At 69.8% G+C, this 21,591-nt stretch carries 15 protein-coding genes; 9 read left to right on the top strand and 6 right to left on the bottom strand.

The window, feature by feature from the left end; genetic code table 11:
* Nucleotides 1-407: 407 nt before the first annotated feature.
* A complete protein-coding gene (locus ACIGDI_RS17230; RefSeq protein WP_399896898.1) occupies nucleotides 408-1,118 on the top strand; it encodes an SDR family oxidoreductase in 711 nt (236 codons plus the stop codon).
* A gap of 36 nt (nucleotides 1,119-1,154) precedes the next feature.
* On the opposite strand, the gene ACIGDI_RS17225 is transcribed toward ACIGDI_RS17230, so the two are convergent.
* On the bottom strand, nucleotides 1,155-1,850 hold the full coding sequence (locus tag ACIGDI_RS17225; RefSeq protein WP_399896895.1) for a glycoside hydrolase family 75 protein: 696 nt from the start codon (nucleotides 1,848-1,850) through the stop codon (nucleotides 1,155-1,157).
* Nucleotides 1,851-2,041: 191 nt separating this feature from the next.
* Here ACIGDI_RS17225 and ACIGDI_RS17220 point away from each other — a divergent pair, with 191 nt between their 5' ends.
* Nucleotides 2,042-2,656, top strand: coding sequence for a hypothetical protein (locus ACIGDI_RS17220; RefSeq protein WP_399896892.1), 615 nt, complete (start codon nucleotides 2,042-2,044; stop codon nucleotides 2,654-2,656).
* A 93-nt stretch (nucleotides 2,657-2,749) separates the two neighbouring features.
* Here ACIGDI_RS17220 and ACIGDI_RS17215 read toward each other — a convergent pair whose 3' ends face one another.
* Nucleotides 2,750-3,586, bottom strand: a complete 837-nt coding sequence (locus ACIGDI_RS17215) for an aldo/keto reductase (protein WP_399896889.1) — start codon at nucleotides 3,584-3,586, stop codon at nucleotides 2,750-2,752.
* A gap of 298 nt (nucleotides 3,587-3,884) precedes the next feature.
* Here ACIGDI_RS17215 and ACIGDI_RS17210 point away from each other — a divergent pair, with 298 nt between their 5' ends.
* The 5 genes from ACIGDI_RS17210 to ACIGDI_RS17190 are packed head-to-tail and all read left to right on the top strand — an operon-like array spanning nucleotide 3,885 to nucleotide 13,413.
* Complete coding sequence (locus ACIGDI_RS17210) at nucleotides 3,885-5,087, top strand: glycoside hydrolase family 105 protein (protein WP_399896886.1); 1,203 nt, start codon at nucleotides 3,885-3,887, stop codon at nucleotides 5,085-5,087.
* Between the two features lie 4 nt (nucleotides 5,088-5,091).
* On the top strand, nucleotides 5,092-5,874 hold the full coding sequence (locus ACIGDI_RS17205) for a heparin lyase I family protein (protein ID WP_399896883.1): 783 nt from the start codon (nucleotides 5,092-5,094) through the stop codon (nucleotides 5,872-5,874).
* A gap of 11 nt (nucleotides 5,875-5,885) precedes the next feature.
* The gene (locus ACIGDI_RS17200; RefSeq protein WP_399896880.1) at nucleotides 5,886-9,125 is read left to right on the top strand and encodes a glycosyl hydrolase family 28 protein; all 3,240 of its coding nucleotides are present in this window, start codon (nucleotides 5,886-5,888) and stop codon (nucleotides 9,123-9,125) included.
* Nucleotides 9,122-11,371, top strand: coding sequence for an alpha-galactosidase (locus ACIGDI_RS17195; RefSeq protein WP_399896877.1), 2,250 nt, complete (start codon nucleotides 9,122-9,124; stop codon nucleotides 11,369-11,371). The genes ACIGDI_RS17200 and ACIGDI_RS17195 overlap by 4 nt, the downstream gene beginning before the upstream one ends.
* A gap of 11 nt (nucleotides 11,372-11,382) precedes the next feature.
* A complete protein-coding gene (locus ACIGDI_RS17190) occupies nucleotides 11,383-13,413 on the top strand; it encodes a PQQ-dependent sugar dehydrogenase (protein WP_399896874.1) in 2,031 nt (676 codons plus the stop codon).
* Here the strand turns inward: ACIGDI_RS17190 and ACIGDI_RS17185 are convergent.
* Together ACIGDI_RS17185 and ACIGDI_RS17180 are read right to left on the bottom strand one after the other, a co-directional pair.
* Nucleotides 13,410-15,236 carry an AMP-dependent synthetase/ligase gene (locus ACIGDI_RS17185; protein WP_399897665.1) on the bottom strand — a complete coding sequence of 609 codons (1,827 nt, stop codon included), beginning with the start codon at nucleotides 15,234-15,236 and terminating at the stop codon, nucleotides 13,410-13,412. The two genes, ACIGDI_RS17190 and ACIGDI_RS17185, sit on opposite strands and share 4 nt — an antisense overlap.
* Before the next feature lie 250 nt (nucleotides 15,237-15,486).
* Nucleotides 15,487-16,977: an MFS transporter gene (locus ACIGDI_RS17180; protein WP_399896871.1), complete on the bottom strand. Its 1,491-nt coding sequence runs from the start codon at nucleotides 16,975-16,977 to the stop codon at nucleotides 15,487-15,489.
* Nucleotides 16,978-17,088: 111 nt separating this feature from the next.
* Between ACIGDI_RS17180 and ACIGDI_RS17175 the strand changes: the two genes are divergently transcribed.
* Nucleotides 17,089-18,084: an Lrp/AsnC family transcriptional regulator gene (locus tag ACIGDI_RS17175; protein WP_399896868.1), complete on the top strand. Its 996-nt coding sequence runs from the start codon at nucleotides 17,089-17,091 to the stop codon at nucleotides 18,082-18,084.
* A 217-nt stretch (nucleotides 18,085-18,301) separates the two neighbouring features.
* Here ACIGDI_RS17175 and ACIGDI_RS17170 read toward each other — a convergent pair whose 3' ends face one another.
* Complete coding sequence (locus tag ACIGDI_RS17170; protein ID WP_399896865.1) at nucleotides 18,302-19,213, bottom strand: LysR substrate-binding domain-containing protein; 912 nt, start codon at nucleotides 19,211-19,213, stop codon at nucleotides 18,302-18,304.
* A 193-nt stretch (nucleotides 19,214-19,406) separates the two neighbouring features.
* Between ACIGDI_RS17170 and ACIGDI_RS17165 the strand changes: the two genes are divergently transcribed.
* Nucleotides 19,407-20,423 (top strand): bile acid:sodium symporter family protein, encoded by a 1,017-nt coding sequence (locus ACIGDI_RS17165; RefSeq protein WP_399897662.1) that lies wholly within the window; start codon nucleotides 19,407-19,409, stop codon nucleotides 20,421-20,423.
* Here ACIGDI_RS17165 and ACIGDI_RS17160 read toward each other — a convergent pair.
* A complete protein-coding gene (locus tag ACIGDI_RS17160; protein ID WP_399896862.1) occupies nucleotides 20,359-21,591 on the bottom strand; it encodes a DUF4185 domain-containing protein in 1,233 nt (410 codons plus the stop codon). The two genes, ACIGDI_RS17165 and ACIGDI_RS17160, sit on opposite strands and share 65 nt — an antisense overlap.

The raw sequence follows: 21,591 nt of genomic DNA, 5'->3' as shown, positions 1-21,591 counted from the left end.
CTCCGGGGGCGTGGCCCGGCGACGGGAGTGCGTCCGGTCCCTTCAAGGCGGTCCGGCTCCGGGGGTGCGTCCGGTCCCGGCGGTGGTCCGGTCCCGGCAGCGCGGTCCCGTTTCCGGCAACGCGGCCCGGCTCCGGGGGCGTGGCCCGGCGACGGGAGTGCGTCCGGTCCCTTCAAGGCGGTCCGGCTCCGGGAGTGCGTCGGTCCCGGCGGTGTGGTCCGGTCCCGGCAGCGTGGTCCGGCTCCGGCGGTCCGGCTCCGGTGGTGTGGCCCCGGTCGGCCCGGTCCCATCGGTCGGCGGATGCCGCCACCGGTCGGCGGATGCCCCGCCGTCGGGGACGTCCTTGACTTCGAGAGCGCTCCAATTGATTGACTCCCTGTCCTCGGACCGGAACACAGGGGGCAACCATGTCGATCAGCACCGACACTCCCGTCGCGCTCGTCACCGGAGGCGGCAGCGGCATCGGGGCCGCCGTCGCCCGCCGGCTGCTCGACGGTGGACACCGGGTCGCCGTCACCGGGCGCGGGGAGGCGCGGCTGCGGGGTCTGGCCGAAGAACTCGGGGAGCCCGAAGGGCTGTTGACGATCGTCGGCGACATGACCGAGTACGCCGAGGTCCAGGGCGCCGTCGCGGCCACGCTGAAGGAGTTCGGGCGGCTCGACACGGTGGTCGCCAACGCCGGTTCCGCCACGCACGACACCGTCGCGGAGGGGGACCCCGACGGCTGGAGGGGCATGGTGCTGACCAACGTCCTCGGCCCCGCGCTCCTCGTCCGCGCCTCGATCGACGCCCTGAGGGCGGCTCGGGGCCGGATCGTGCTGGTCGGCAGCGTCGCCGGGTTCGTCAACACCCCGGGCAACATCTACGGGGCGACGAAGTGGGCGGTGACCGGTCTCGCCGAGAACACCCGCCGCCAGGTCACCGAGTGGGGCGTCGGCGTGACCCTGATCGCGCCGGGCCGGGTGGAGACGCCGTTCTGGGACGGCCTCGGCAGCCTGCCGCCGGGCCATCTGCTCACGGCCGACCAGATCGCCGACTCGGTCGTGTGGGCCGTGAGCCGACCCGAGGGGGTCGACGTCAACACCATCGTCGTACGACCGATCGGACAGCCCAACTGACCCCGCACGAAAGCCGGTCGGGCTGTCCGGCCGGAGTCAGTTGTTCTGCAGGAACTGTTTGGCCAGCTTGTCCCCCAGCGTGACGGCCGCGCTGTGGCTCTCGATGGGGGAGACCTTCGAGTTCTTGAACAGGATGTAGGTCACGCCGGAGTCGGCGCCGCCGGTCTCGGGGTTCGGGTCGATCCCGAGCGCCTTGGCGGTGGCGTACGAGGCCTCACCGATGATCTTGGTGGGGCCGGTGTCGCCCACGACGGCATACTCGACCTTGTTGTCGTAGATCACGGCGACCACGCCACCACCCTTGATGCCGGCGTCGGCGTAGTTCCAGATGCTGCTGGAGCTGGGCACGACGACGTACGGCAGCGAGTCCGCGCGCAGGGGCCGGCCGTCGGACTGGTGGAAGGCCGTGTCGTCCTGGTACCAGGGGTCGGTGCTCTCGCTGCACTTCGACGTGCGCTGTCCGTCGCAGTCGATGTCCATGTCGGCCTTCCAGAACACGGCGCCGTTCTTGCCGCACACCGGGACCGTGGCCGACGTCTCGTCGTCGGTCTTGTACTTGCCGTTCGATATCTGCGAGCAGGACGTCACCTTGGCGAGCAGGTCTGCCGCGCTGACCGAGCCCTCCTGGGCGGTGGCCGGACGGGCGGTGCCGGAGGCGTTCGCCGGGAGGACTCCGGCGGCGAGCAGGGCGGCCCCGGAGGCCGCGGCGAGGGTCAGTGTTCGTAGGCGCACTGTGGGGGACCCTTCTGTTAGGAAAGTTTCCTTACCGGGTGCCGTACAAGGTGGCGCGCTTTACGTGCTCTCGTCAACCCCCTTGGTCCAGACTTCTGTCCGCCGCCCTTATTGCGGCGCTTTGCGACCAGGGCAAGACTGGGCGTAATGAGCATTCCGCGGATTCGCCCTACTTCTGGGAGGCGAGGCTCATGTTCGTGCGCACTGTGTACGCCACCGGTGATCCCGCGAAGGTGGACACCGCCATCAGGGCCCTGAACGCACAGGGCCGGGACCTGCTGCAGGAACGCCCCGGGTATCGCGGGGCGGGCATCTTCGTCGACCGGGAGCTCGGCAAACTGCTGGCCGTCAGCTGGTGGGAGTCCGAGGAGGCCAGGCGCAACAGCGACGAGGTCATGCGGGAGCGGCGTCCGTCGCTGATGGAGCCGTTCGCCGCGACGATCGCGGTCGACAACTACGAGGTGGCGGTCTTCCATCCGGCCGGCAGGCCGGTGTCCGGCGGTGGACTGCGCATCACCCGGCTGGAGTTCGACCCCGCCGACGCGGATCTGCTGGCCGACACCTTCCGCGCCTCGGTGGCCCCCCGTCTGGAGACGCTGCCGGGCTTCACCGGGACGTCCCTGCACATCGACCGGTCACGTGGCCGGGCCCTGGTCGGTGCCCTGTTCGCCGACCGCGAGTCGCTGGCGGCCTCCCGCTCGGCGCAGGCCTCGGTACGGCAGGAAGGGGCGGCCAAGGCGCATGTCACCGTGGTCGGACTGGAGGAGTTCGAGATCGTCCACGCGGAGGTGTGGGGCAGCAACTGACCCTGTCCGCGGCCCTGTCGGGACCCGACCGGTCCCGCACGCCGAAGGCCCCCGCCGCACGGCGGGGGCCTTCGCGCGGGCCGTGACGGCTCGTCAGGCCATGTTGAAGGTGGACGGGTCCGGACCCAGGCGCCGGTCCTCGTTCAGCGCGCTGATCGCGGCCAGGTCCTCGGTGTCCAGGCTGAAGTCGAACACCTCGATGTTCTCTTTGATCCGGGAGGGCGTCACGGACTTCGGGATCACCACGTTGCCCAGCTGCAGGTGCCAGCGCAGCACGACCTGCGCCGGGGTGCGGCCGTGCTTCTGCGCGATGGCGACGATCGCCGGGACCTCCAGCAGACCCTTGCCCGAACCGAGCGGCGACCAGGCCTCGGTGGCGATGCCCTGCTCCTTGTGGAACTCGCGCGCCGCGAGCTGCTGCAGGTGCGGGTGCAGTTCGATCTGGTCGACGGCCGGGATGACGGACGTCTCGTCGATGAGCCGGCGAAGGTGCTCCGGCTCGAAGTTGGACACGCCGATGGCGCGGACGCGGCCGTCGGCGAGGAGCTTCTCGAACGCCTTGTAGGTGTCGACGTACTTGTCGCGGGCCGGGGTCGGCCAGTGGATCAGGTAGAGGTCGACGTACTCCAGGCCGAGCTTGTCCAGCGAGACGTCGAACGCGCGCAGCGTCGAGTCGTATCCGTGCTCGCTGTTCCAGAGCTTGGTGGTGACGAAGACGTCCTCGCGCGGGACGCCGGAGGCGGCGATCGCCTTGCCGGTGCCCTCTTCGTTGCCGTAGATCGCCGCTGTGTCGATGCTGCGGTACCCGGCCTCCAACGCGGTGGCGACCGCCCGCTCCGCCTCGTCGTCCGGCACCTGCCAGACGCCGAAGCCCAGCTGGGGCATCTCTACGCCGTTGTTGAGGATGATCGGGGGGACCTTGCTGCTCACGAGCTCTTGATCCTTACGGTTGTCTGTCAGGTAGTACCCCTATCGTCAACGATCACGGGTCGTGATGCATTCCTGACCGGGAAATCCGCCGGGACTGACTCGTGGGTCAGTTGCGAGGTGGCGAGAATGGCCGGAAATGCATCCGACCTCTGCGGTCCGGACCATTGACGCTGTAGCGTCCTGCCGCCACTCTGGGTCGCGCATTGAACGAGCCGATGAACTTGATGCATGTACGTGAACGGTTCGATCGCCTTTCCTCCGATGTTTCCGCGTCTCCCGGCCCATGAGAGGGAGAAACATGAGACGCCGTCGCCTGCGAACGGTACTGCCGACCCTCACTCTCGCCACCGCGGCACTGACCGCCCTGCCCGCGGCCGCGCCCCCGCCGGGGGCTCTGCCCGGAACCCCGGCGATCGCCGCCGCGCACCGCCCGGCCGCCGCCCCGGACTGGTCGGTGTCCGTCGTGGAGTCCACCATGGCCCGATACACCCCGTCCGTCATCGGCGGCTGGTCCTACCCGGTCGGCCTGTACCTCTACGGTCAGTACCTCACCTACGAACGCACCCATGACGCCCGCTATCTCGCGTACATCAAGGACTACGTCGACCGGTTCGTGAGGAGCGACGGCTCCATCGACCAGTCCTTCGACAGCCTCGACAGCATGCAGGCCGGCCGCCTGCTGGTGATCTTGCACCATGAGACGGGGCAGGAGCGCTACCGCAGGGCCGCCAAGAAGATCCGCGACCGCCTGAACACCTACCCGCGGACGAGTGACGGCGGCTTCTGGCACGCGGACACCTCCAGTCGCGCCCACCAGCTGTGGTCGGACGGGGTCTACATGGTGAACCCGTTCCTCGTCGAGTACGGCAGGGAGTTCGGCGACAGCGCCTACGCCGACGATGAGGCGGCCAGGCAGCTGTACGTCTACGGCAGTCATCTGCAGGTCGCGAACGGACTGCTCAGGCACGCCTACGACGAGTCCAAGAACGCGAGTTGGGCCGATCCACGGACCGGGCTCGCCCCCGAGTACTGGTGCCGGGCCGTCGGCTGGTACTCCATGGCGATCGTGAACGTACTGGACGCCATCCCGGCGAATCAGCCCAGGCGTCCTCGACTGCTCTCCATATTCCGCAGGTTGGCCGCCGGGCTGGAGAAGTACCAGGATCCGGCGACCGGACGCTGGTTCCAGGTGATGGACAAGGGCAACCGGTCCGACGACTGGACCGAGACCTCCTGTTCCAGCATGTTCACCTACGCCCTCTCCCGCGGCGTCCAGCAGGGCTACCTCGACCCGCACTACGCCGCCGTCGCGCAGCGCGGCTACCAGGGCGTGCTGGCGAAGCTCTCGGTCGGCTCCGACGGCCGCACCAACCTCGCCGACATCTCCATCGGCACCAACGTCGGCGACTACGCGTACTACATCGCACGTGACCGGGCCACCAACGACTTCCACGGCCTGGGCGCATTCCTGATCATGAACGAACAACTGCGAGGTGATTAGTGTCATGAGCACGTCCAGAAGGGCGTTGCTGGGCGCGGCGGTCGCGGGTGCGGCCGGGGCGACGCTGGGTCTGCCCGCCACCGCCCACGCCGCCTCCTGGCGGCAGAAGTGGGCTCCTTCCGCGAGCAGTGACGGCCTCGGCGCCTTCGAGACGATCGAGGACGACCGAGCCGACTCGCACCCCGCCGGGCATCCGCACATCTTCGCCACCGGGAACAACTGGCGCTTCAACATGCACATGGTGGACCGGGACACCTCGACGGACCGCCAGCGCCAGGAGGTCACGGGTCTGCGCACGAGCTCCAGCAGCTACCTCAAGTGGAACGAGGGCCAGACCTGGCGGGTCACCTACTCGATGTACATCCCGAGCTCGCTGAAGGCGACCACCACCTTCACGCACATCATGCAGATGAAGCAGCCCGGCACCGGCACCTCCCCGATCGTCACGCAGTCGCTGCGCCGGGTGAACGGCAGACAGACCATCGAACTGAACCTCGCCACCGACGGCATCATCGTCGGCCGCGCCGGCCTCGACCCGCTGCACGACAAGTGGACCGACGTCGACTTCCAGATCAAGGTCGGCAACGGCTCGGCGGGCTCCGTCCGCTGGATCCTCAAGTCGGGCGGCTCCACCGTGATCGACGTGTCGAAGACCGGCGTCGACACCTTCCTGGCCGACCGCGTGCGGCCGAAGTGGGGCATCTACCGCTCCCTCGGCGACACCTCCGGGTCCCTTCAGGACACCTATCTCCTGCTCACCAACCTCCGCGGCTACCAACTCGTGTGAGGAGCCGTCATATGAAACCCCCCACCGGTCCGGGCCGCCGAGCGGCGGCCGTCATCCTGTTCGTGGTGGCCGTGGTCCTCGGCCTCACCCACCCCGCGGCCCTCGCCGCCCCGCACACCGCGCCGCGCACCGCCGCCGAGTACAACGTGCGCGACTACGGCGCCAAGGGCGACGGCTCCAGCAACGACAGCGCCGCCATCGACAAGGCGATCACGGCCGCGAACGCGGCGGGCGGCGGCACCGTCCGCTTCCCCTCCGGAACCTACAAGTCCAAGAACACCCTCCACATGAAGAGCCATGTGACGCTCCAGCTCGACAAGGGCGCCACTCTCCAGGGCTCCAGCGCCGACACCTACGACAAGGCCGAGTCCAACCCCTACGACAACTACCAGGACTACGGCCACAGCCACTTCCACGACGCGATGATCTACGGTGACAAGCTGACCGACATCGGCTTCGTGGGTCAGGGCGTCATCGACGGCGCCGGCAACCTGATCACCGGCAACCCGAAGTCCGGCGAGGCCGACAAGATCATCTCGTTGACCCGGTGCGACGGGCTCAGGATGGGCGACGGTCTCACGCTGCGCCGGGGCGGTCACTTCGCGGCCCTCATCAACGGCTGCACCGACGTGACCTCCGACCACCTGACCATCGACACCGCGAGCGACCGCGACGGCTGGAACGTCATCTCCACCACCAACGCCACGATCACCAACGCCACCATCCACGCCAACGACGACGCCCTGGTCTTCAAGAGCGACTACGCGCTCGGCGCCAAGCTGCCCAACGGGCATGTGCGGGTGAGTGATTCGACCCTCGGGGCCAAGTGCTGCAACGCCCTGATGTTCGGTTCCGAGACCTGCGGCGACTTCTCGGACTACCAGTTCGAGAACATCCGTATCGACGGCGCCGACAAGTCCGGGCTCGGCATGGTCTCGATGGACGGCTCGAAGATCTCCGACGTCCACTACCGCGACATCACGATGACCAACGTCCACTCGCCGATCATGCAGAAGATCGGCACCCGCAAACGCTGTGGCAACAGTCCCGGCGTCGGATCGATCAGCAACGTCACGTACGACAACATCACGGCGACCGGCAGCAGCCCCTCCTTCAGCCCGACCCTGTGGGGCGAGTCCGGGCACCGCATCAACGGCGTGACCTTCACCAACGTCACCATCACGGTCCCCGGCGGCTACGGCACCATGTCCACGGGCGTGCCCAGCAACGACTCGACCGACTACAACCCGAAGAGCATCGGCACCCGGCCCGCCTACGGCTGGTACCTGCACAACGCCGACAACGTGCAGTTCACCGACAGCTCGGTGAAGTTCGCCTCGAACGACGGCCGGCCCGCGTTCATCGCCAACGCGGCCAGCGGCATCCGGCTCACCCGGTTCACCGCGCAGAAGGGCAGCAACTCTCCGTTCGACGTGGGCTTCCAGGACGTCACCGGCGGCTGCCTGGCGGACAGTCACAACACCTCCGGCGGTGCCCTGCGCGTCTCGGGCAGCCAGGACTGCGGCAGTGGTACGGCGGTGAAGCCGCTCGACCTGGAGAACCCCCGCCAGGACTTCCTCCGCGCCTCCGTCGGCGGTCTGTTCCTGCACTGGGGCCTGCGCACCGCACCCGCCCACACCAGCTGCACCGCCTGGGAGAACGACGTCACGAGCGGGGGCTGGAGCCCCGACTACTGGGTGAACGAGGCGCAGAAGCTGCACACCCAGTACCTGGTCCTCGCCACCTTCCACAGCCGCCTCGGCTACGCCCGCCCCTGGCCGTCCAAGATCCCCGGGTCCTGCTCCACCAAGCGGGACTTCCTCGGCGAGCTGATCACGGCCGCCAAGGCCAAGGGCATGAAGGTCATCCTCTACATGACCAACGACCCCCAGTGGCACGACGAGGGCGGTCATGAGTGGCTCGACTCGTCCGCGTACTCCGCCTACAAGGGCAAGAACGTCGACCTGACCACCAACGACGGCTTCGGGCAGTTCAGTTACGACAACTTCTTCGAGGTCATGGACCGCTACCCCGACCTCGGCGGCTTCTGGATCGACAACGACAACTCCTACTGGGAGAGCCACAACCTCTACCAGCAGATCTACGACAAGCGCCCGAACTACACGCTCAGCAACAACAACGAAGACACGCCGATCATGGACATGATCAGCAATGAGCAGAAGACGGGCATGACCCCGGCCTACGACTACCCGCAGGCCGTCTACACCGCCCAACCCCGCCTGACCGAGGCGGACTTCAAGCTGCCCTCGACCGGTGCGTGGTGGTACGACGGCTCGAACCCCTCCGTCGACCGCGCACTCACCCTCGGCCGCCTCATCACCAACGCCGGCTCCTCGGTGAAGGCGCTGATGGCCGAGACGGCCCAGGTCAACGGCAAGTTCCCGTCGAACCAGGCATCCTTCAACACCTTCGCGGACTCCTACCTCGACCCCATCTGGGAGTCCCTGCACGGCACCGAGGGCGGCGGCTACATGTACGGCGGCCTCAAGCCCGGCGCCTGGAACGACGGCGCGTACGGGGTGACGACCATCGCCAAGGACGACGCCGACCGGCAGTACATCCACGTCCTGACCCCGCCCAGCACCAGCGCCCTGCGCGTGCGGGACAACGGCTACCGCATCGCCTCCGTCACCAACCTCCGCACGGGAGCGGCGGTCTCGTGGTCGCAGTCCGGGGGCGTGCTCACCCTGAGCGGGCTCGGCAACTGGGACCCGTACGACACGGTCTTCAAGGTCACGACGGCCGGCCGCCGGGGCATCCTCACCGGCGTCAAGGTCAGCGCGAGCGCTTCCGCGAGCGGGCACGCCGCGTCGGCGGCCGGTGACGGCGACTACCTCACCTACTGGGACAACAACAAGACCCTCCCCGTAAACCTCACCTTCGACCTCGGCTCGGCCAAGAAGGTGCAGTACATCGGGCTCAACCAGCGCGAGGACTCCGTGGCCTACGCCCGTTCGAGCACCGAGCAGTCGGCGCGGATCAAGGACTACAAGGTGTTCCTGAGCAACGACGGCTCGACCTGGGGCAGCGCGGTCAAGTCCGGGCAGCTGCCGAGCCGGCGCGGCATCCAGGGCATCGACCTGACCGCCGCCAACGCCCGCTACGTCCGGCTCGAGGTCGACACCACCTGGGCCGCCTCCAGCGACACCACCCGCTACAAGCGACTGCGGGTCGACGAGGCGTGGATCGGCACGTCGTACGCCACACCCGCGAACGGGGGACAGTCATGATCCGTCTCAGATCCCTCACGGCCGCGGCGGCGGGCCTGTTGCTCGCCGCGGCGGTGCCGCTCGTAGGCACCGCCCACCCGGCGGCCGCCTCCGACAACGGCCAGTCCGTACGGCCCGCCATGGGCTGGTCCAGCTGGAGCTTCGTGCGCCGCACACCGACCGAGGCGAAGATCAAGGCGCAGGCCGACGCGCTGGTCTCCAGCGGCCTCAAGGACCACGGCTTCGTCTACGTCAACCTCGACGACTTCTGGCAGAAGTGCGATTCCAACGGCTTCACCGTGGACAGCTACGGTCGCTGGGCCGTCGACACCAGCAAGTTCCCGGACGGCATCAAAGGGGTGGCCGACTACCTCCACTCCAAGGGCCTGAAGTTCGGCTTCTACGTCACCCCCGGCATCGCCAAGAACGCCGTCACCAAGAACACGCCGATCGAGGGGACCTCGTACCACGCGAAGGACATCGCGGACACCACGAAGACCGAGAAGAACTACAACTGCAAGAACATGTACTACATCGACTACTCCAAGCCGGGCGCGCAGGAGTTCGTCGACTCCTGGGCCAAGCAGTTCGCGTCCTGGGGTGTCGACTACCTGAAGATCGACGGGGTGGGCAGCGCCGACATCCCCGACGTCCAGGCCTGGGACAAGGCGCTGCGGGCCAGCGGACGGCCCATCAACTTCGCCCTGTCCAACAACCTGCCGATCGCCGACGCCCCCACCTGGCGGAAACTGGCGAACAGCTGGCGCACCCAGGGTGACGTGGAGTGCTACTGCGGGCCGGGGAGCAACGGCAGCGGCTATCCGCTGACCGACTGGTCCCATGTCTCCAAGCGCTTCGACTCGGCCGCCTCCTGGCAGCAGTACGCCGGCCCGGGTGGCTGGAACGACCTGGACTCGCTGGAGATCGGCAACGGCGACCAGGTGGGTCTGACGGCGGACCAGCGTCGCTCGCACTTCACGCTGTGGTCGATGGCGGCGGCCCCGCTGCTGCTCGGCACCGACCTCACCCAACTCGACTCCGTCGACAAGGCGATGCTGACCAACGACCGGCTGATCGGCGTCGACCAGGACGGCGTGGCCGCGAAGCGGATCGTGAGCAGCGGTGTCAAACAGGTCTGGAGCAAGAAGGAGAGCGACGGGCAGTACGTCGTGGCCCTGTTCAACACCGGGACCTCGGGCAACGCGACGGTGAGCGTGAACTGGTCGCAGGTCGGCTTCAGCGGCTCGGGTGATGTGACCGACCTCTGGTCCGGATCCCACAAGGGCGTGATCGCCGACTCCTACAGCGCGACGCTGCGTCCGGGCGAGACCCGGCTCATCCGGGTCAAGCCCGCCAACTCCCTGACGGCGGCGGCCGCTTCACCCGGCTTCGCCGTGGCCCCCTACGAGTACCTCGGCTGGGGCAGCCCCCAGAACCCGACCTCCGTGATGTCCGCGACGGGCGTCAAGTGGTTCACGCTCGCCTTCATCCTCTCCGACGGCACCTGCAACCCGAAGTGGGACGGCTCCCGCCCGCTGACCGGTGGCAGCGACCAGTCCACCATCAACGCCATCAGAGCGGCGGGCGGTGACGTCGTCGTCTCCGTCGGCGGCTGGAGCGGGAACAAGCTCGGCGAGAAGTGCTCCAGCGCCTCCGCGCTCGCCGGCGCCTACCAGAAGGTGATCAACGCCTACAAGCTGAAGGCTCTCGACATCGACATCGAGAACACCGAGTGGTCCAGCGCGACCGTGCGGCAGCGGGTGGTCGACGCGCTGAAGACGGTGAAGGCCAACAACTCCGGCCTGAAGACCGTCATCACCTTCGGCACCACCTCCAGCGGCCCCGACTCCACCGGTACCGACATGATCAAGCGGGCCGCGAACTCCGGTCTGGCGAACGACGTCTGGTGCATCATGCCGTTCGACTTCGGCGGCGGTACCACCAACATGGGCAGCCTCACCACCAAGGCCATGGAAGGACTCAAGGCCCAGGTGAAGTCGGCGTACGGCTACAGCGACGCCGCCGCGTACACCCACATCGGGCTGTCGTCGATGAACGGCAAGACCGACGACTCCGGTGAGCGCGTGAGGGTGGCCGACTTCAAGACCATGCTCGCCTACGCCCAGCAGCACCACATCGGACGGCTCACCTACTGGGCCGTCAACCGCGACCGGGCCTGCGGCTCGGGAACCGACGGCGACGCCTGCAGCGGCGTGACGCAGCAGCCGTACGACTACCTCAAGGTCTTCACCCAGTACACGGGCTGAGGGGAACATCCGTGAACATCAGAAGAGTTCTGCCGTACGGCGTCGCGGCGGCCCTGGCGCTGCCGCTCGCCGGACTCGGCCAGGGCACCGCGCTGGCCGCCACCGACTACCAGGCCGAGGACGCCCTGATCTCGCAGGGCACCGTGGCCACCAACCACACCGGGTACACCGGCACCGGCTTCGTCGACTACACCAACGTCAAGGGCTCCTACGTGGAGTTCACGGTGAGCGCGGCCTCCGCCGGCACCTCCGCCCTCACCCTGCGCTACGCCAACGGGACCTCCACCGACCGGCCGATGGACATCTCCGTCAACGGCACGGTCGTCGCCTCCGGGGTGTCCTTCCCGGCCACCGCCGACTGGAACACCTGGGTCACCAAGACCGTCAACGTCCCGCTGACCGCGGGCACCGACAAGATCCGGGCGACATCCACCACCGCCGACGGCGGCCCCAACCTCGACCGGATCAGCCTCGACGCGGCCGCCGACACCCAGGCCCCGACCCGTCCCGGACAGCCCAGCTGCTCGGACATCGGCGAGGATGCGCTGACGCTGGCGTGGGGCGCGTCCACGGACAACGTGGGGGTGAGCGCGTACGACATCTACGAGCACGGCAACAAGATCAGTGAGGCGCCGGGGAGTTCGACCTCCAAGGCGCTGACCGGGCTCACCCCCAACACCGACTACAACCTCACGGTGATCGCCCGCGACGCGGCCGGCAACACCTCGCCCGCCAGCCCGGTCGTCGACTGCACCACCAAGCCCAGCTCCGACACCACCCCGCCGAGCAAGCCGGGCACGCTGTCCGCGAGCAATGTCACCGCCAACAGCGCCGACCTCAAGTGGGGCGCCTCGACCGACGACAAGGCGGTCGTCGCCTACGACGTGCGCAGCGACACCACCGTCTACGACACCGTCACCAGCGGCACGTCGACCACGCTCACCGGGCTCGCCTGCAACAGCCCCTACAGCCTGAACGTCGTCGCCCGGGACGCCGCCGGCAACGTCTCCGAAGCCGGCAACACCGTCACCTTCACCACGAAGGCGTGCGCGACCGACGGCGGCGTCCCGTCCTCCATCGCGACGCTCTCCAGCGGCTGGACCATCCCCTGGGGCACCTACTGGATGCCCGACGGCAAGACCGCCCTGGTCACCGAGCGGGACGACTTCAAGGTCTGGAAGGTCGCCAAGGACGGCACGAAGACCCAGGTCGGCACCGTCCCGAACGCCGTCACCACCAACGGCGAGGGCGGCCTGCTCGGCGTCGCCGTCGACCCCAAGTGGGCGACCGACCACTACGTCTACTTCATGCACACCGCCTCCGAGGGCAACCGGGTCGTGCGCATGACGTACGACGGCACCAAGCTCAGCGACTACAAGATCCTGCTCCAGGGCATCAAGAAGAACCGCTACCACAACGGCGGACGGCTCCTCTTCGGCCCCGACGGCTATCTCTACGTCTCCACCGGAGAGGCCCAGACGCCCGACCTGGCGCAGGACAAGAACTCCCTCAACGGCAAGATCCTGCGCATGACGACCGACGGCAAGCCGGCCCCCGGCAACCCGTTCGGCAACTACGTCTACAGCCTCGGCCACCGCAACCCGCAGGGCCTCGCCTTCGACCGCAACGGGCGGTTGTGGGAGGCGGAGTTCGGCAACAGCTCCAAGGACGAGCTGAACCTGATCAAGCCGGGCGCCAACTACGGCTGGCCGACCTGCGAGGGCACCTGCAGCGTCTCCGGGATGACCAACCCCAAGGCCACCTGGAACGTCTCGGAGGCGTCCCCGAGCGGTGTCGCCATCGTGCGCAACGTCGTCTACATGGCGTCCCTGCGCGGCGAACGGCTGTGGCGGATCCCGATCAACGGCGACAACGAGAGCGTGGGCACGCCGACCGCTTACTACGTCGGCACCTACGGTCGGCTGCGCACCGTCACCAAGGTGCCGGGCGCGGACCAGTTGTGGCTGTCCACCACCAACTGCGACAACAACGGTAACCAGCCGGACGGATCGGACAAGCTCTTCCGCGTCGACATCGGCTAGGCCCGGTACAGTGCCTCGACCTCGTTGGCGTAGGCGTTCTCGATCGCCTTGCGCTTCAGCTTCAGCGACGGGGTCAGCAGGCCGTGTTCCTCGGTGAACGGCTGGGCCAGTATGCGGAAGGTGCGGATCGACTCGGCCTGCGAGACGAGGGTGTTGGCGGCGACCACCGCGCGCCGCACCTCGGTCTCCAGGTCGGCGTCGCGCACCAGCTCGGCCGGGGACAGCCGCGGCTTGCCGCGCATGGTCAGCCAGTGCTCGACGGCCTCGTGGTCGAGGGTGACGAGGGCGGCGATGTAGGGGCGGTCGTTGCCGACGACGATGCACTGGTTGACCAGCGGATGGTCCCGGACCCGCTCCTCCAGCACACCCGGGGAAACGCTCTTGCCGCCGGAGGTGACGAGGATCTCCTTCTTGCGGCCGGTGATGGTGAGGTAGCCGTCCTCGTCCAGGGAGCCCAGGTCGCCGGTGGCGAGCCAGCCGTCGTGCAGGGTCTCGTCGGTGGCCTTCTGGTTGTTGAGGTAGCCCTGGAAGATGTTCGGGCCGTGCAGCCAGATCTCGCCGTCGTCCGCGATGTGCACGGTGACGCCCGGGATGGGCCGGCCGACCGTGCCGTAACGGGTGCGCTCGGGCGGGTTGGCGGTCGCGGCCGCCGTCGACTCGGTCAGCCCGTAGCCCTCGTAGATCTGCACGCCCGCGCCCGCGAAGAACAGGCCGAGCCGGCGGTCCATCCCGGAGCCGCCGGACATGGCGTTGCGGATCCGGCCGCCCATCGCCGCGCGCACCTTGGAGTAGACGAGCTTGTCGAACAGCTGGTGCTGCATGCGCAGACCGGCCGAGGGGCCGGGGCCGATGCCCCAGGCCTTCGCCTCGACGGCGTCCGCGTACTTCACGGCGATCTCGACGGCCTTCTCGAACGGCCCGGCCTTGCCCTCCTTCTCGGCCTTGCGGCGGGAGGCGTTGAAGACCTTCTCGAAGATGTACGGCACCGCGAGGATGAACGTCGGCCTGAAGGCCTGCAGGTCCGGCAGCAGGGCGGCGGCGTGCAGCTGCGGCTGGTGGCCGAAGCGGACCCCGCGGCGGATCGCGGCGACCTCCACCATGCGCCCGAAGACGTGCGCGAGCGGCAGGAACAGCAGCGTCGCCGCCTCGTCGCCCTTCTTGGAGTGGAAGACCGACTCCCAGCGGTCGGCGACCGTGTCCGCCTCCCACATGAAGCTGCTGTGCGTGATCACACAGCCCTTGGGGCGGCCCGTGGTGCCCGAGGTGTAGATGATCGTCGCCGTCGACGACGGGGTGACGGCCTGCCGGTGGCGGTGGACCACGTCGTCGTCGAGGGGGGCGCCCGCGTCGTACAGCTCCTGCACGGCGCCGAGGTCGAGCTGCCACAGCTGGTGCAGCTGCGGCAGCCGGTCGATGACGCTGGCGATCGTCATGGCGTGGTCCTCGTGCTCCACGATCGCCGCCGAGCACTCGGAGTCGTACAGCATCCAGAAGCACTGCTCGGCCGAGGACGTCGGATAGATCGGCACGACCTGGGCGCCGATCGTCCACAGCGCGAAGTCGAACAGGGTCCACTCGTAGCGGGTGCGGGACATGATCGCGACACGGTCGCCGAACCGGATGCCCCGGGCGAGCAGCCCCTTGGCGAGGGCCAGTACCTCGTCCCGGAACTCGGCCGCCGTCACATCGCGCCATCGGCCCTCGTCGTCCTTGCGGCCGAGGGAGATGTGCAGCGGGTCCTCCAGGGCGCGCTCGAAGACGACGTCGGCCAGACCGCCCACTGTCGGCGGCAGCGTCAACGGCGGGCTGGTGAACTCGCGCAAACCCACTCCCCGCTCCCTGTTCGAGACTTCGCAAGCGCCGTGAAAGCTACCCCACCCGGGGACGGGGCGGGAGGGGGGCCGAATCGGAACAACCCTCACGTACACCCCGCCCGCCGGGCGGAAAATGCGCTCACATCAGGAAGGGTCGGACAGAAAACTGACGGTTGAGTAAGTTTCGGTCCCGTAATCTCCACGGAATCTGTACGAGCCGACTACCGGCCTTGACCGCAGGTCAACGGCCCTGTCCACGCTACGCGCCCGTCTTCTCCGTCAGCGTCTCACGGTCGGATTTCGTCACTGCCACCCCGGTCGCCCGTGGCGTCCTGACCAGGGCGACCACCAGCGCCCCGGCGACCGTGGCGGTCACTCCGGCGGCCCCGGCGGCCGTGTTCAGGCCCGCGGCGAACGCCGTGCGCAGCGCGTGCTCGGAGAAGGCGCCGCGATGCGCCCCGGCCCCGCCGCCCGCCAGCGCGTGGGCCGCACCGTGCGGCAGCGTGTCCTGCATCCGCGAGGTCAGCACGGTCCCGTAGACGGCGATGCCGAGCGCCAGGCCGAGCTGGCGGGAGGTGTTGACCGCGCCGCCCGCCATCCCGTGCCGGTCCTGCGGTACGGCGGCCAGCGCGGCGCCCGCGAGCCCCGGCGCCACGAGCCCCGTACCGACACCGACCAGCACCAGTCCCGGCGCCAGCGCGGAGGCCGTCGAACCCGCGTCCAGCGAGGTCATGCAGAACTGCCCCGAACCGACCAGCAGCAGCCCGCCCCCGATGGTGATCCGGGCCGGCACCCCGTGCAGCAGCCGTCCGCCGGCCGCCGCCACCACGAACGACGACAGCGACAGCCACAGGAACACCAGGCCGCCGCGCACCGAACTCATCCCGAGCAGCGACTGCAGCCAGATCGAGTCGTAGGCCATCAGGCCGAACGCGGCCGCGTTGAAGGCGAGCGCGCCCACCATCACCCCCGAGAACGCGGGCTTCGCGAACAGCCGCAGGTCCAGCAGCGGGTCGGCGCCGCGCCGCTCGACGACGACGAAGCAGACCAGCGCCGCGGCCGCCGCCGCGAAGGTCAGCAGGGTGCCCGTCTCGCCCCAGCCGTGCTGCCCGGCCCGCACCGCGCCGTAGGTCAGCGCGCCCGCGAACGCGGCGAACGTCACCGTGCCCGCCCAGTCCACGCGACGCTCGCGCGAACCGTGCGACTCGGGTACGACCCTCAGCGTCAGCCACACCGCGGCCACGCTCACCGGCAGGTTGACGTAGAAGATCCACCGCCAGCCGGGCCCGTCGGTCAGCAGCCCGCCGACCACCGGTCCCACCGCGGCCGCGGCGCCGCTGACCGCACCCCACACCCCGAGCGCGACCGAGCGCTGCCTGCCCCGGTACACCGAGCTGAGCAGGGGCAGCGTGGTCGAGAACATCGCCGCCGCGCCGAGGCCCTGCAGTCCGCGCGCCGCGATCAGCGTCCCCGGCCCGCCCGCCATGCCGCACAGCAGCGACGCCGTCGCGAACACCACGACCCCCGCGACGTGCACGCGCCGCCGCCCCAGGATGTCGGCCGCCGCGCCCACGCCGAGCAGCACGGCGGCGAGCGCCAGCGCGTAACCGTCCATCACCCACTGCAGGTCGCTCAGCGAGGCGTGCAGCGAGCCCGCCATGTCCGGCAGTGCGACCACCGCGATGGTCACGTCCAGCAACAGCATGAACGTGCCCAGGCAGACGGCCGTGAGTGGCCCCCAAGTACGCATGTCCTCAACTCCTCGTGCGATGGCTGCGTCCGTCTCCGTACGATGGGACGGTCCGGCCGATCACGGTGGCCACGAGTGCCCGGGCGCCGGAATCCGACATCAGGGGGCCGTATGGAGACGAATAGCCACGCGCCGCTGCCGCCCGGTGTCGACGACCTCGACGTGCGCCTGCTGACGGCGCTGGAGCTCGACGGCCGGGCGCCGTTCAGCAAGGTCGCCTCGGTGCTCGGCGTCTCCGACCAGACCGTCGCCCGCCGCTACCGCCGGCTGTGCGCCGACGGCGGGCTGCGGGTCGTGGTGCTGCGGGACGCCCACCTGCTGGGCCGGGACCAGTGGATGCTGCGGGTGCGCTGCGCGCCGGACAGTGCCCCGGCCATCGGGGAGGCGCTCGCGAAGCGCCCCGACACGTCCTGGGTCGGGCTCGCCTCGGGCGGCACCGAGGTCCTGTGCCTGACCCGCCCGCGCAGTTCGACCGACCACGACGACCTGCTGCTCGGCAAGCTCCCGCGTACCCCCAGCGTGGTGGAGATCCGCGCCCACCAGCTGCTGCACCGGTTCTACGGCGGTGCGCAGGGCTGGATCAGCAAGCTCGGCGCGCTCACCGCCGAGGAGACCGAGGCCCTGCGCCCGCCCACCGGCCCGGCCCCGGGATCCGCCCGGCTGACCGCCGAGGACGAGCCCCTGCTGGACGCCCTGGAGCGCGACGGCCGCGCCACCTACCCCGAACTGCAGCGCGCCACCGGCCTGTCCGAGTCCGCGGTCAAGCGCCGTCTGGCCGCGCTGCGCGCCTCGGGCGCGGTGTACGTCGACTCGGAGTGCGACCCGGCGGTGGTCGGCCACCCGGTCGCCGCCATCCTGTGGATCACCGCGGCCCCGGCCGCCCTGCACTCCGTCGGCGAGGCCCTGGCCGGCCACCGTCCCATCGCCCACGCCTCCGCCACGGCCGGCCCCTGCAACATCGTCGCGACCGCCCTGGCGGAGAGCACCGCCGCGCTCTACGCCTACCTCAGCGGCCCCCTCGGCCACCTGGAGGGCGTCCAGCACGTGGAGACGACCGTGTTCCTGCGCCGCATCAAACAGCTGACGTATCCACTTCCGGCGCGCTGACCGGCGTCCGTGCGGGGGGGGCAAAGGGGGCTTGCCTATTCGCTTCCGGCCCGTTGACCGGCGTCCGTGCGGGGCCCCAGTGGCGGTGCGGTCGGCCGCCGGGTCTCCGGGCGGGGCACGAAGGAGGCTTGCCTATTCGCCTCCGGGTGCGGGCGGCGCACGAAGGAGGCTTGCCTTTCCGCTTCCGCCGCGCTGACCGGCGTCCGCATCCAGGGGCTCACCTTTCCGCTCCCGCCCCGCCGACCGGCGTCCGTGCGGGAGGTGCCCAGCGGCGGTGCAGTCTGTCGCCGGCTGCCAGGATCGCCGCCGCCAGTGCGTCGGCCGCGCTCTGGGCGGAGGCCCGGCGGCGGCCGTGGACCAGGACGAAGTCGACCTTCCCCAGCTCCGGCAGCCCCGCCCGCTCCGGTACCCGGGCGAGGCCCGGTGGGACGAGTCCCCGGGAGTGGGCCATCACGCCGAGCCCCGCCCGGGCCGCCGCGATCAGTCCGTTGAGGCTGCCGCTGGTGCAGGCGATGCGCCACTCCCGTCCCTGCCGCTCCAGGGCCTCCAGGGCGAGGGCGCGTGTGATGCCCGGCGGCGGGAAGACGATCAGCGGGACCGGCCGGTCCGGGTCCAGGCGCAGCCGCTCCGCGCCGATCCAGACGAGCTCGTCGTGCCAGACCAGCTCCCCGCGCGGGTCCTCGGGGCGCCGCTTCGCCAGCACCAGGTCCAGCTTCCCGGCCTGCAACTGTTCGTGCAGGGTGCCCGACAGCTCGACGGTCAGTTCCAGGTCGACCTCGGGATGGTCGTGGCGGAAGCCCTCCAGGATCTCCGGCAGCCGGGTCAGCACGAAGTCCTCCGAGGCGCCGAAGCGGAGCCGGCCGCGCAGCCGCGTGCCCGCGAAGAACGCCGTCGCCTGTTCGTGCACCTCCAGGATGCGGCGCGCGAAGCCCAGCATCGCCTCACCGTCCTCGGTCAGCTCCACGGAGTGCGTGTCCCGGGAGAACAGGCGGCGGCCGGTGGCGTCCTCGAGGCGGCGGACGTGCTGGCTGACCGTGGACTGCCGCAGCCCGAGCCGCCGCGCGGCCTGCGTGAAGCTCAGGGTCTGCGAGACCGCCAGAAAAGTACGCAGGTGGGAGGGCTCGTACATGAGGTCCACGGTAGCCGGTCATCGCGAACGGCGATGACAGTCAGAGCGGTATGACGGATTCCCGATCGCTCGTCGGAGGAGGACGATGGAGCGGGGGACTCCGTGCCTCCCACAGCCCCTCTTACAGACCCCCGTACCGACGACAGTGACAAGCAAGTGGAGCACCGTGAAACGCCTGCGATGGCCGAGTTGGATGCCGATCGACCCGTACATCCTGCTGCTGCTCGGGACGGTGGGCCTGGCGGCCCTGTTCCCGGCGCGCGGGACGGGGGCCGACGTGGCCTCGGGCGCCTCCACGGCGGCGATCGCCTTCCTCTTCTTCCTGTACGGCGCCCGGCTGTCCACGCGTGAGGCGCTGGACGGGCTCAGGCACTGGCGGCTGCACGGCACCGTCCTCGCCTGTACGTTCGTGGTCTTCCCGCTGCTGGGCCTGGCCGCCCGGGGCCTCGTCCCGGTCTTCCTGACCCAGCCGCTCTACCAGGGCCTGCTCTTCCTCACCCTCGTCCCGTCCACCATCCAGTCGTCGATCGCCTTCACGTCGATCGCCCGTGGCAACGTGCCCGCCGCGATCTGCGCGGGCTCCTTCTCCTCGCTGGTCGGCATCGTCGTCACGCCGCTGCTGGCGGCCGCCCTCCTCGGCAACAGCGGCGGCGGCTTCAGCGCCGACTCGCTCGTCAAGATCGTGCTGCAGCTGCTGGTGCCGTTCCTCGCCGGGCAGGTGCTGCGCCGCTGGATCGGCGGCTTCGTCGCACGGCACAAGAAGGTCCTCGGCCTGGTCGACCGCGGTTCGATCCTGCTGGTCGTCTACACCGCGTTCAGCGAGGGCATGGTGCAGGGCATCTGGCACCAGGTGAGCCCGGTCCGGCTGGGCGGCCTGCTGGTCGTCGAGGCGCTGCTGCTCGCCGTGATGCTGGCGCTGACCTGGTACGGCGCCAAGGCACTGCGCTTCGGCCGCGAGGACCGGATCGCGATCCAGTTCGCGGGTTCCAAGAAGTCCCTCGCCTCCGGACTGCCCATGGCGAGCGTCCTGTTCGGCGCCCACGCCTCGCTGGCCGTGCTGCCGCTGATGCTCTTCCACCAGATGCAGCTGATGGTGTGCGCGGTGATCGCCAAGCGCCGCTCGCGCGACCCCCTCGACGAGGACGTCACCGCGTCCGAGTCAGCCGCACCGTCACGAAACGCGGTCGGTACAGGGACACGTTCGCGTTGATGCCGGCCGAAGCGCCCGTCGTCTGCAGCCAGTTGACGTCGTAGCTGAGCACCAGCCGGCCACCGTCGCCGCCCGCGCCGGAGGCGCCGTCGGACACGGCGGGATGCGCCTGCGGGTTGTACGCGGCGACCTCGGACGTCGGCAGCGAGGCGCCGAAGTTCCTCGTCGGGCCGTGCCACGGCCCGGTGGGGGAGCAGGCCCAGTAGGAGGTCACGGTGGTCAGCCCCGCACTGCCCGCGGCCATCGTGAACAGCACGTACGTGCCGTCCTGGCGCACCACCGAGAAGGCGCTGCCCACCTTCGCCCCGCGCACCGCGGCGAGCCGCGTCCCCCATCCGGAGCCGTCCCAGTACCGCCAGGCCGACGGATCGCCGAGCCTGCCCTCCGGAACGCGCGCCACATAGGCCGAGGACGACGGGCGGGAGGCCGCCTGCCGGTCGTCGCCGCCGAACACGTAGCTCCAGCCGCCCTTCTCGACCAGCGTCGTCCCGAACAGGACCCGGCGCGAGGGATCGGCGACCAGGCTCTGGTCGAGCACCTTCACGACCGACTCCACCCGCAGGTCGGGCAGCGACAGCGTGGCCACCTCGGTGGCCGTCGGCACGCCGTAGATCCACGGCGCCTGTCCCGCCGTCCGCACCCACAGCAGTACCCGGACGACCTTCTCGGACGAGCCGGGGGAGCGCGGTTCGACGCGGGCCGCGACGGGCCAGCGCCACTGGTTCGCCGCCGGGTCGGCGAAGAGCGGGGCGGGAAGAGTGGCCTGCAGCCGGCCGTCACGCATCACCACGGCCGAGTTGCGCACCAGCGGCGCCGAGGTGTCCCGCCAGGAGGCGGACTCGCCGACCGGGTTGGGCGGGGCGTGCACCTGGCCGAGGTAGGTGTCCGAGAACAGCCACAGCACCCGGCCGTCCGGCAGCCGTACCGAGTGGGTGCCGTCGCCGCCGGTCCAGTCGTCGCCGCGGGTCGGGTCGTCGCCGTAGCGGGTGAACTCGTCCGTGAGCCGGTCGTCCCGGGACCACGAGGAGACCGTGTACGGCGCGCACCCGCCGCCCTGCCGTCCGCCGTGGTCCGGGAGGGCGGTGAGCAGCACGGCCGCGAGGACCAGCGTCAGCAGCAGGCCGACGCCGGTCCCCGTCCGCTGTCGTGCTCGTACGTCGTCGGGCAC

This window comes from Streptomyces sp. NPDC085900 (genome assembly GCF_044540925.1).
Lineage (GTDB): Bacteria > Actinomycetota > Actinomycetes > Streptomycetales > Streptomycetaceae > Streptomyces > Streptomyces gilvifuscus.
This window is presented reverse-complemented; position numbering and strand designations above follow the sequence as displayed.

Bases quoted from the DNA above. Each gene is read 5' to 3' on its own strand.
- ACIGDI_RS17175 (WP_399896868.1), top strand. From the start codon at position 17,089: ATGGAGACGAATAGCCACGCGCCGCTGCCGCCCGGTGTCGACGACCTC.
- ACIGDI_RS17220 (WP_399896892.1), top strand. From the start codon at position 2,042: ATGTTCGTGCGCACTGTGTACGCCACCGGTGATCCCGCGAAGGTGGAC.
- ACIGDI_RS17230 (WP_399896898.1), top strand. From the start codon at position 408: ATGTCGATCAGCACCGACACTCCCGTCGCGCTCGTCACCGGAGGCGGC.
- ACIGDI_RS17170 (WP_399896865.1), bottom strand. From the start codon at position 19,213: ATGTACGAGCCCTCCCACCTGCGTACTTTTCTGGCGGTCTCGCAGACC.
- ACIGDI_RS17200 (WP_399896880.1), top strand. From the start codon at position 5,886: ATGAAACCCCCCACCGGTCCGGGCCGCCGAGCGGCGGCCGTCATCCTG.
- ACIGDI_RS17180 (WP_399896871.1), bottom strand. From the start codon at position 16,977: ATGCGTACTTGGGGGCCACTCACGGCCGTCTGCCTGGGCACGTTCATG.
- ACIGDI_RS17205 (WP_399896883.1), top strand. From the start codon at position 5,092: ATGAGCACGTCCAGAAGGGCGTTGCTGGGCGCGGCGGTCGCGGGTGCG.
- ACIGDI_RS17165 (WP_399897662.1), top strand. From the start codon at position 19,407: ATGCCGATCGACCCGTACATCCTGCTGCTGCTCGGGACGGTGGGCCTG.
- ACIGDI_RS17195 (WP_399896877.1), top strand. From the start codon at position 9,122: ATGATCCGTCTCAGATCCCTCACGGCCGCGGCGGCGGGCCTGTTGCTC.
- ACIGDI_RS17210 (WP_399896886.1), top strand. From the start codon at position 3,885: ATGAGACGCCGTCGCCTGCGAACGGTACTGCCGACCCTCACTCTCGCC.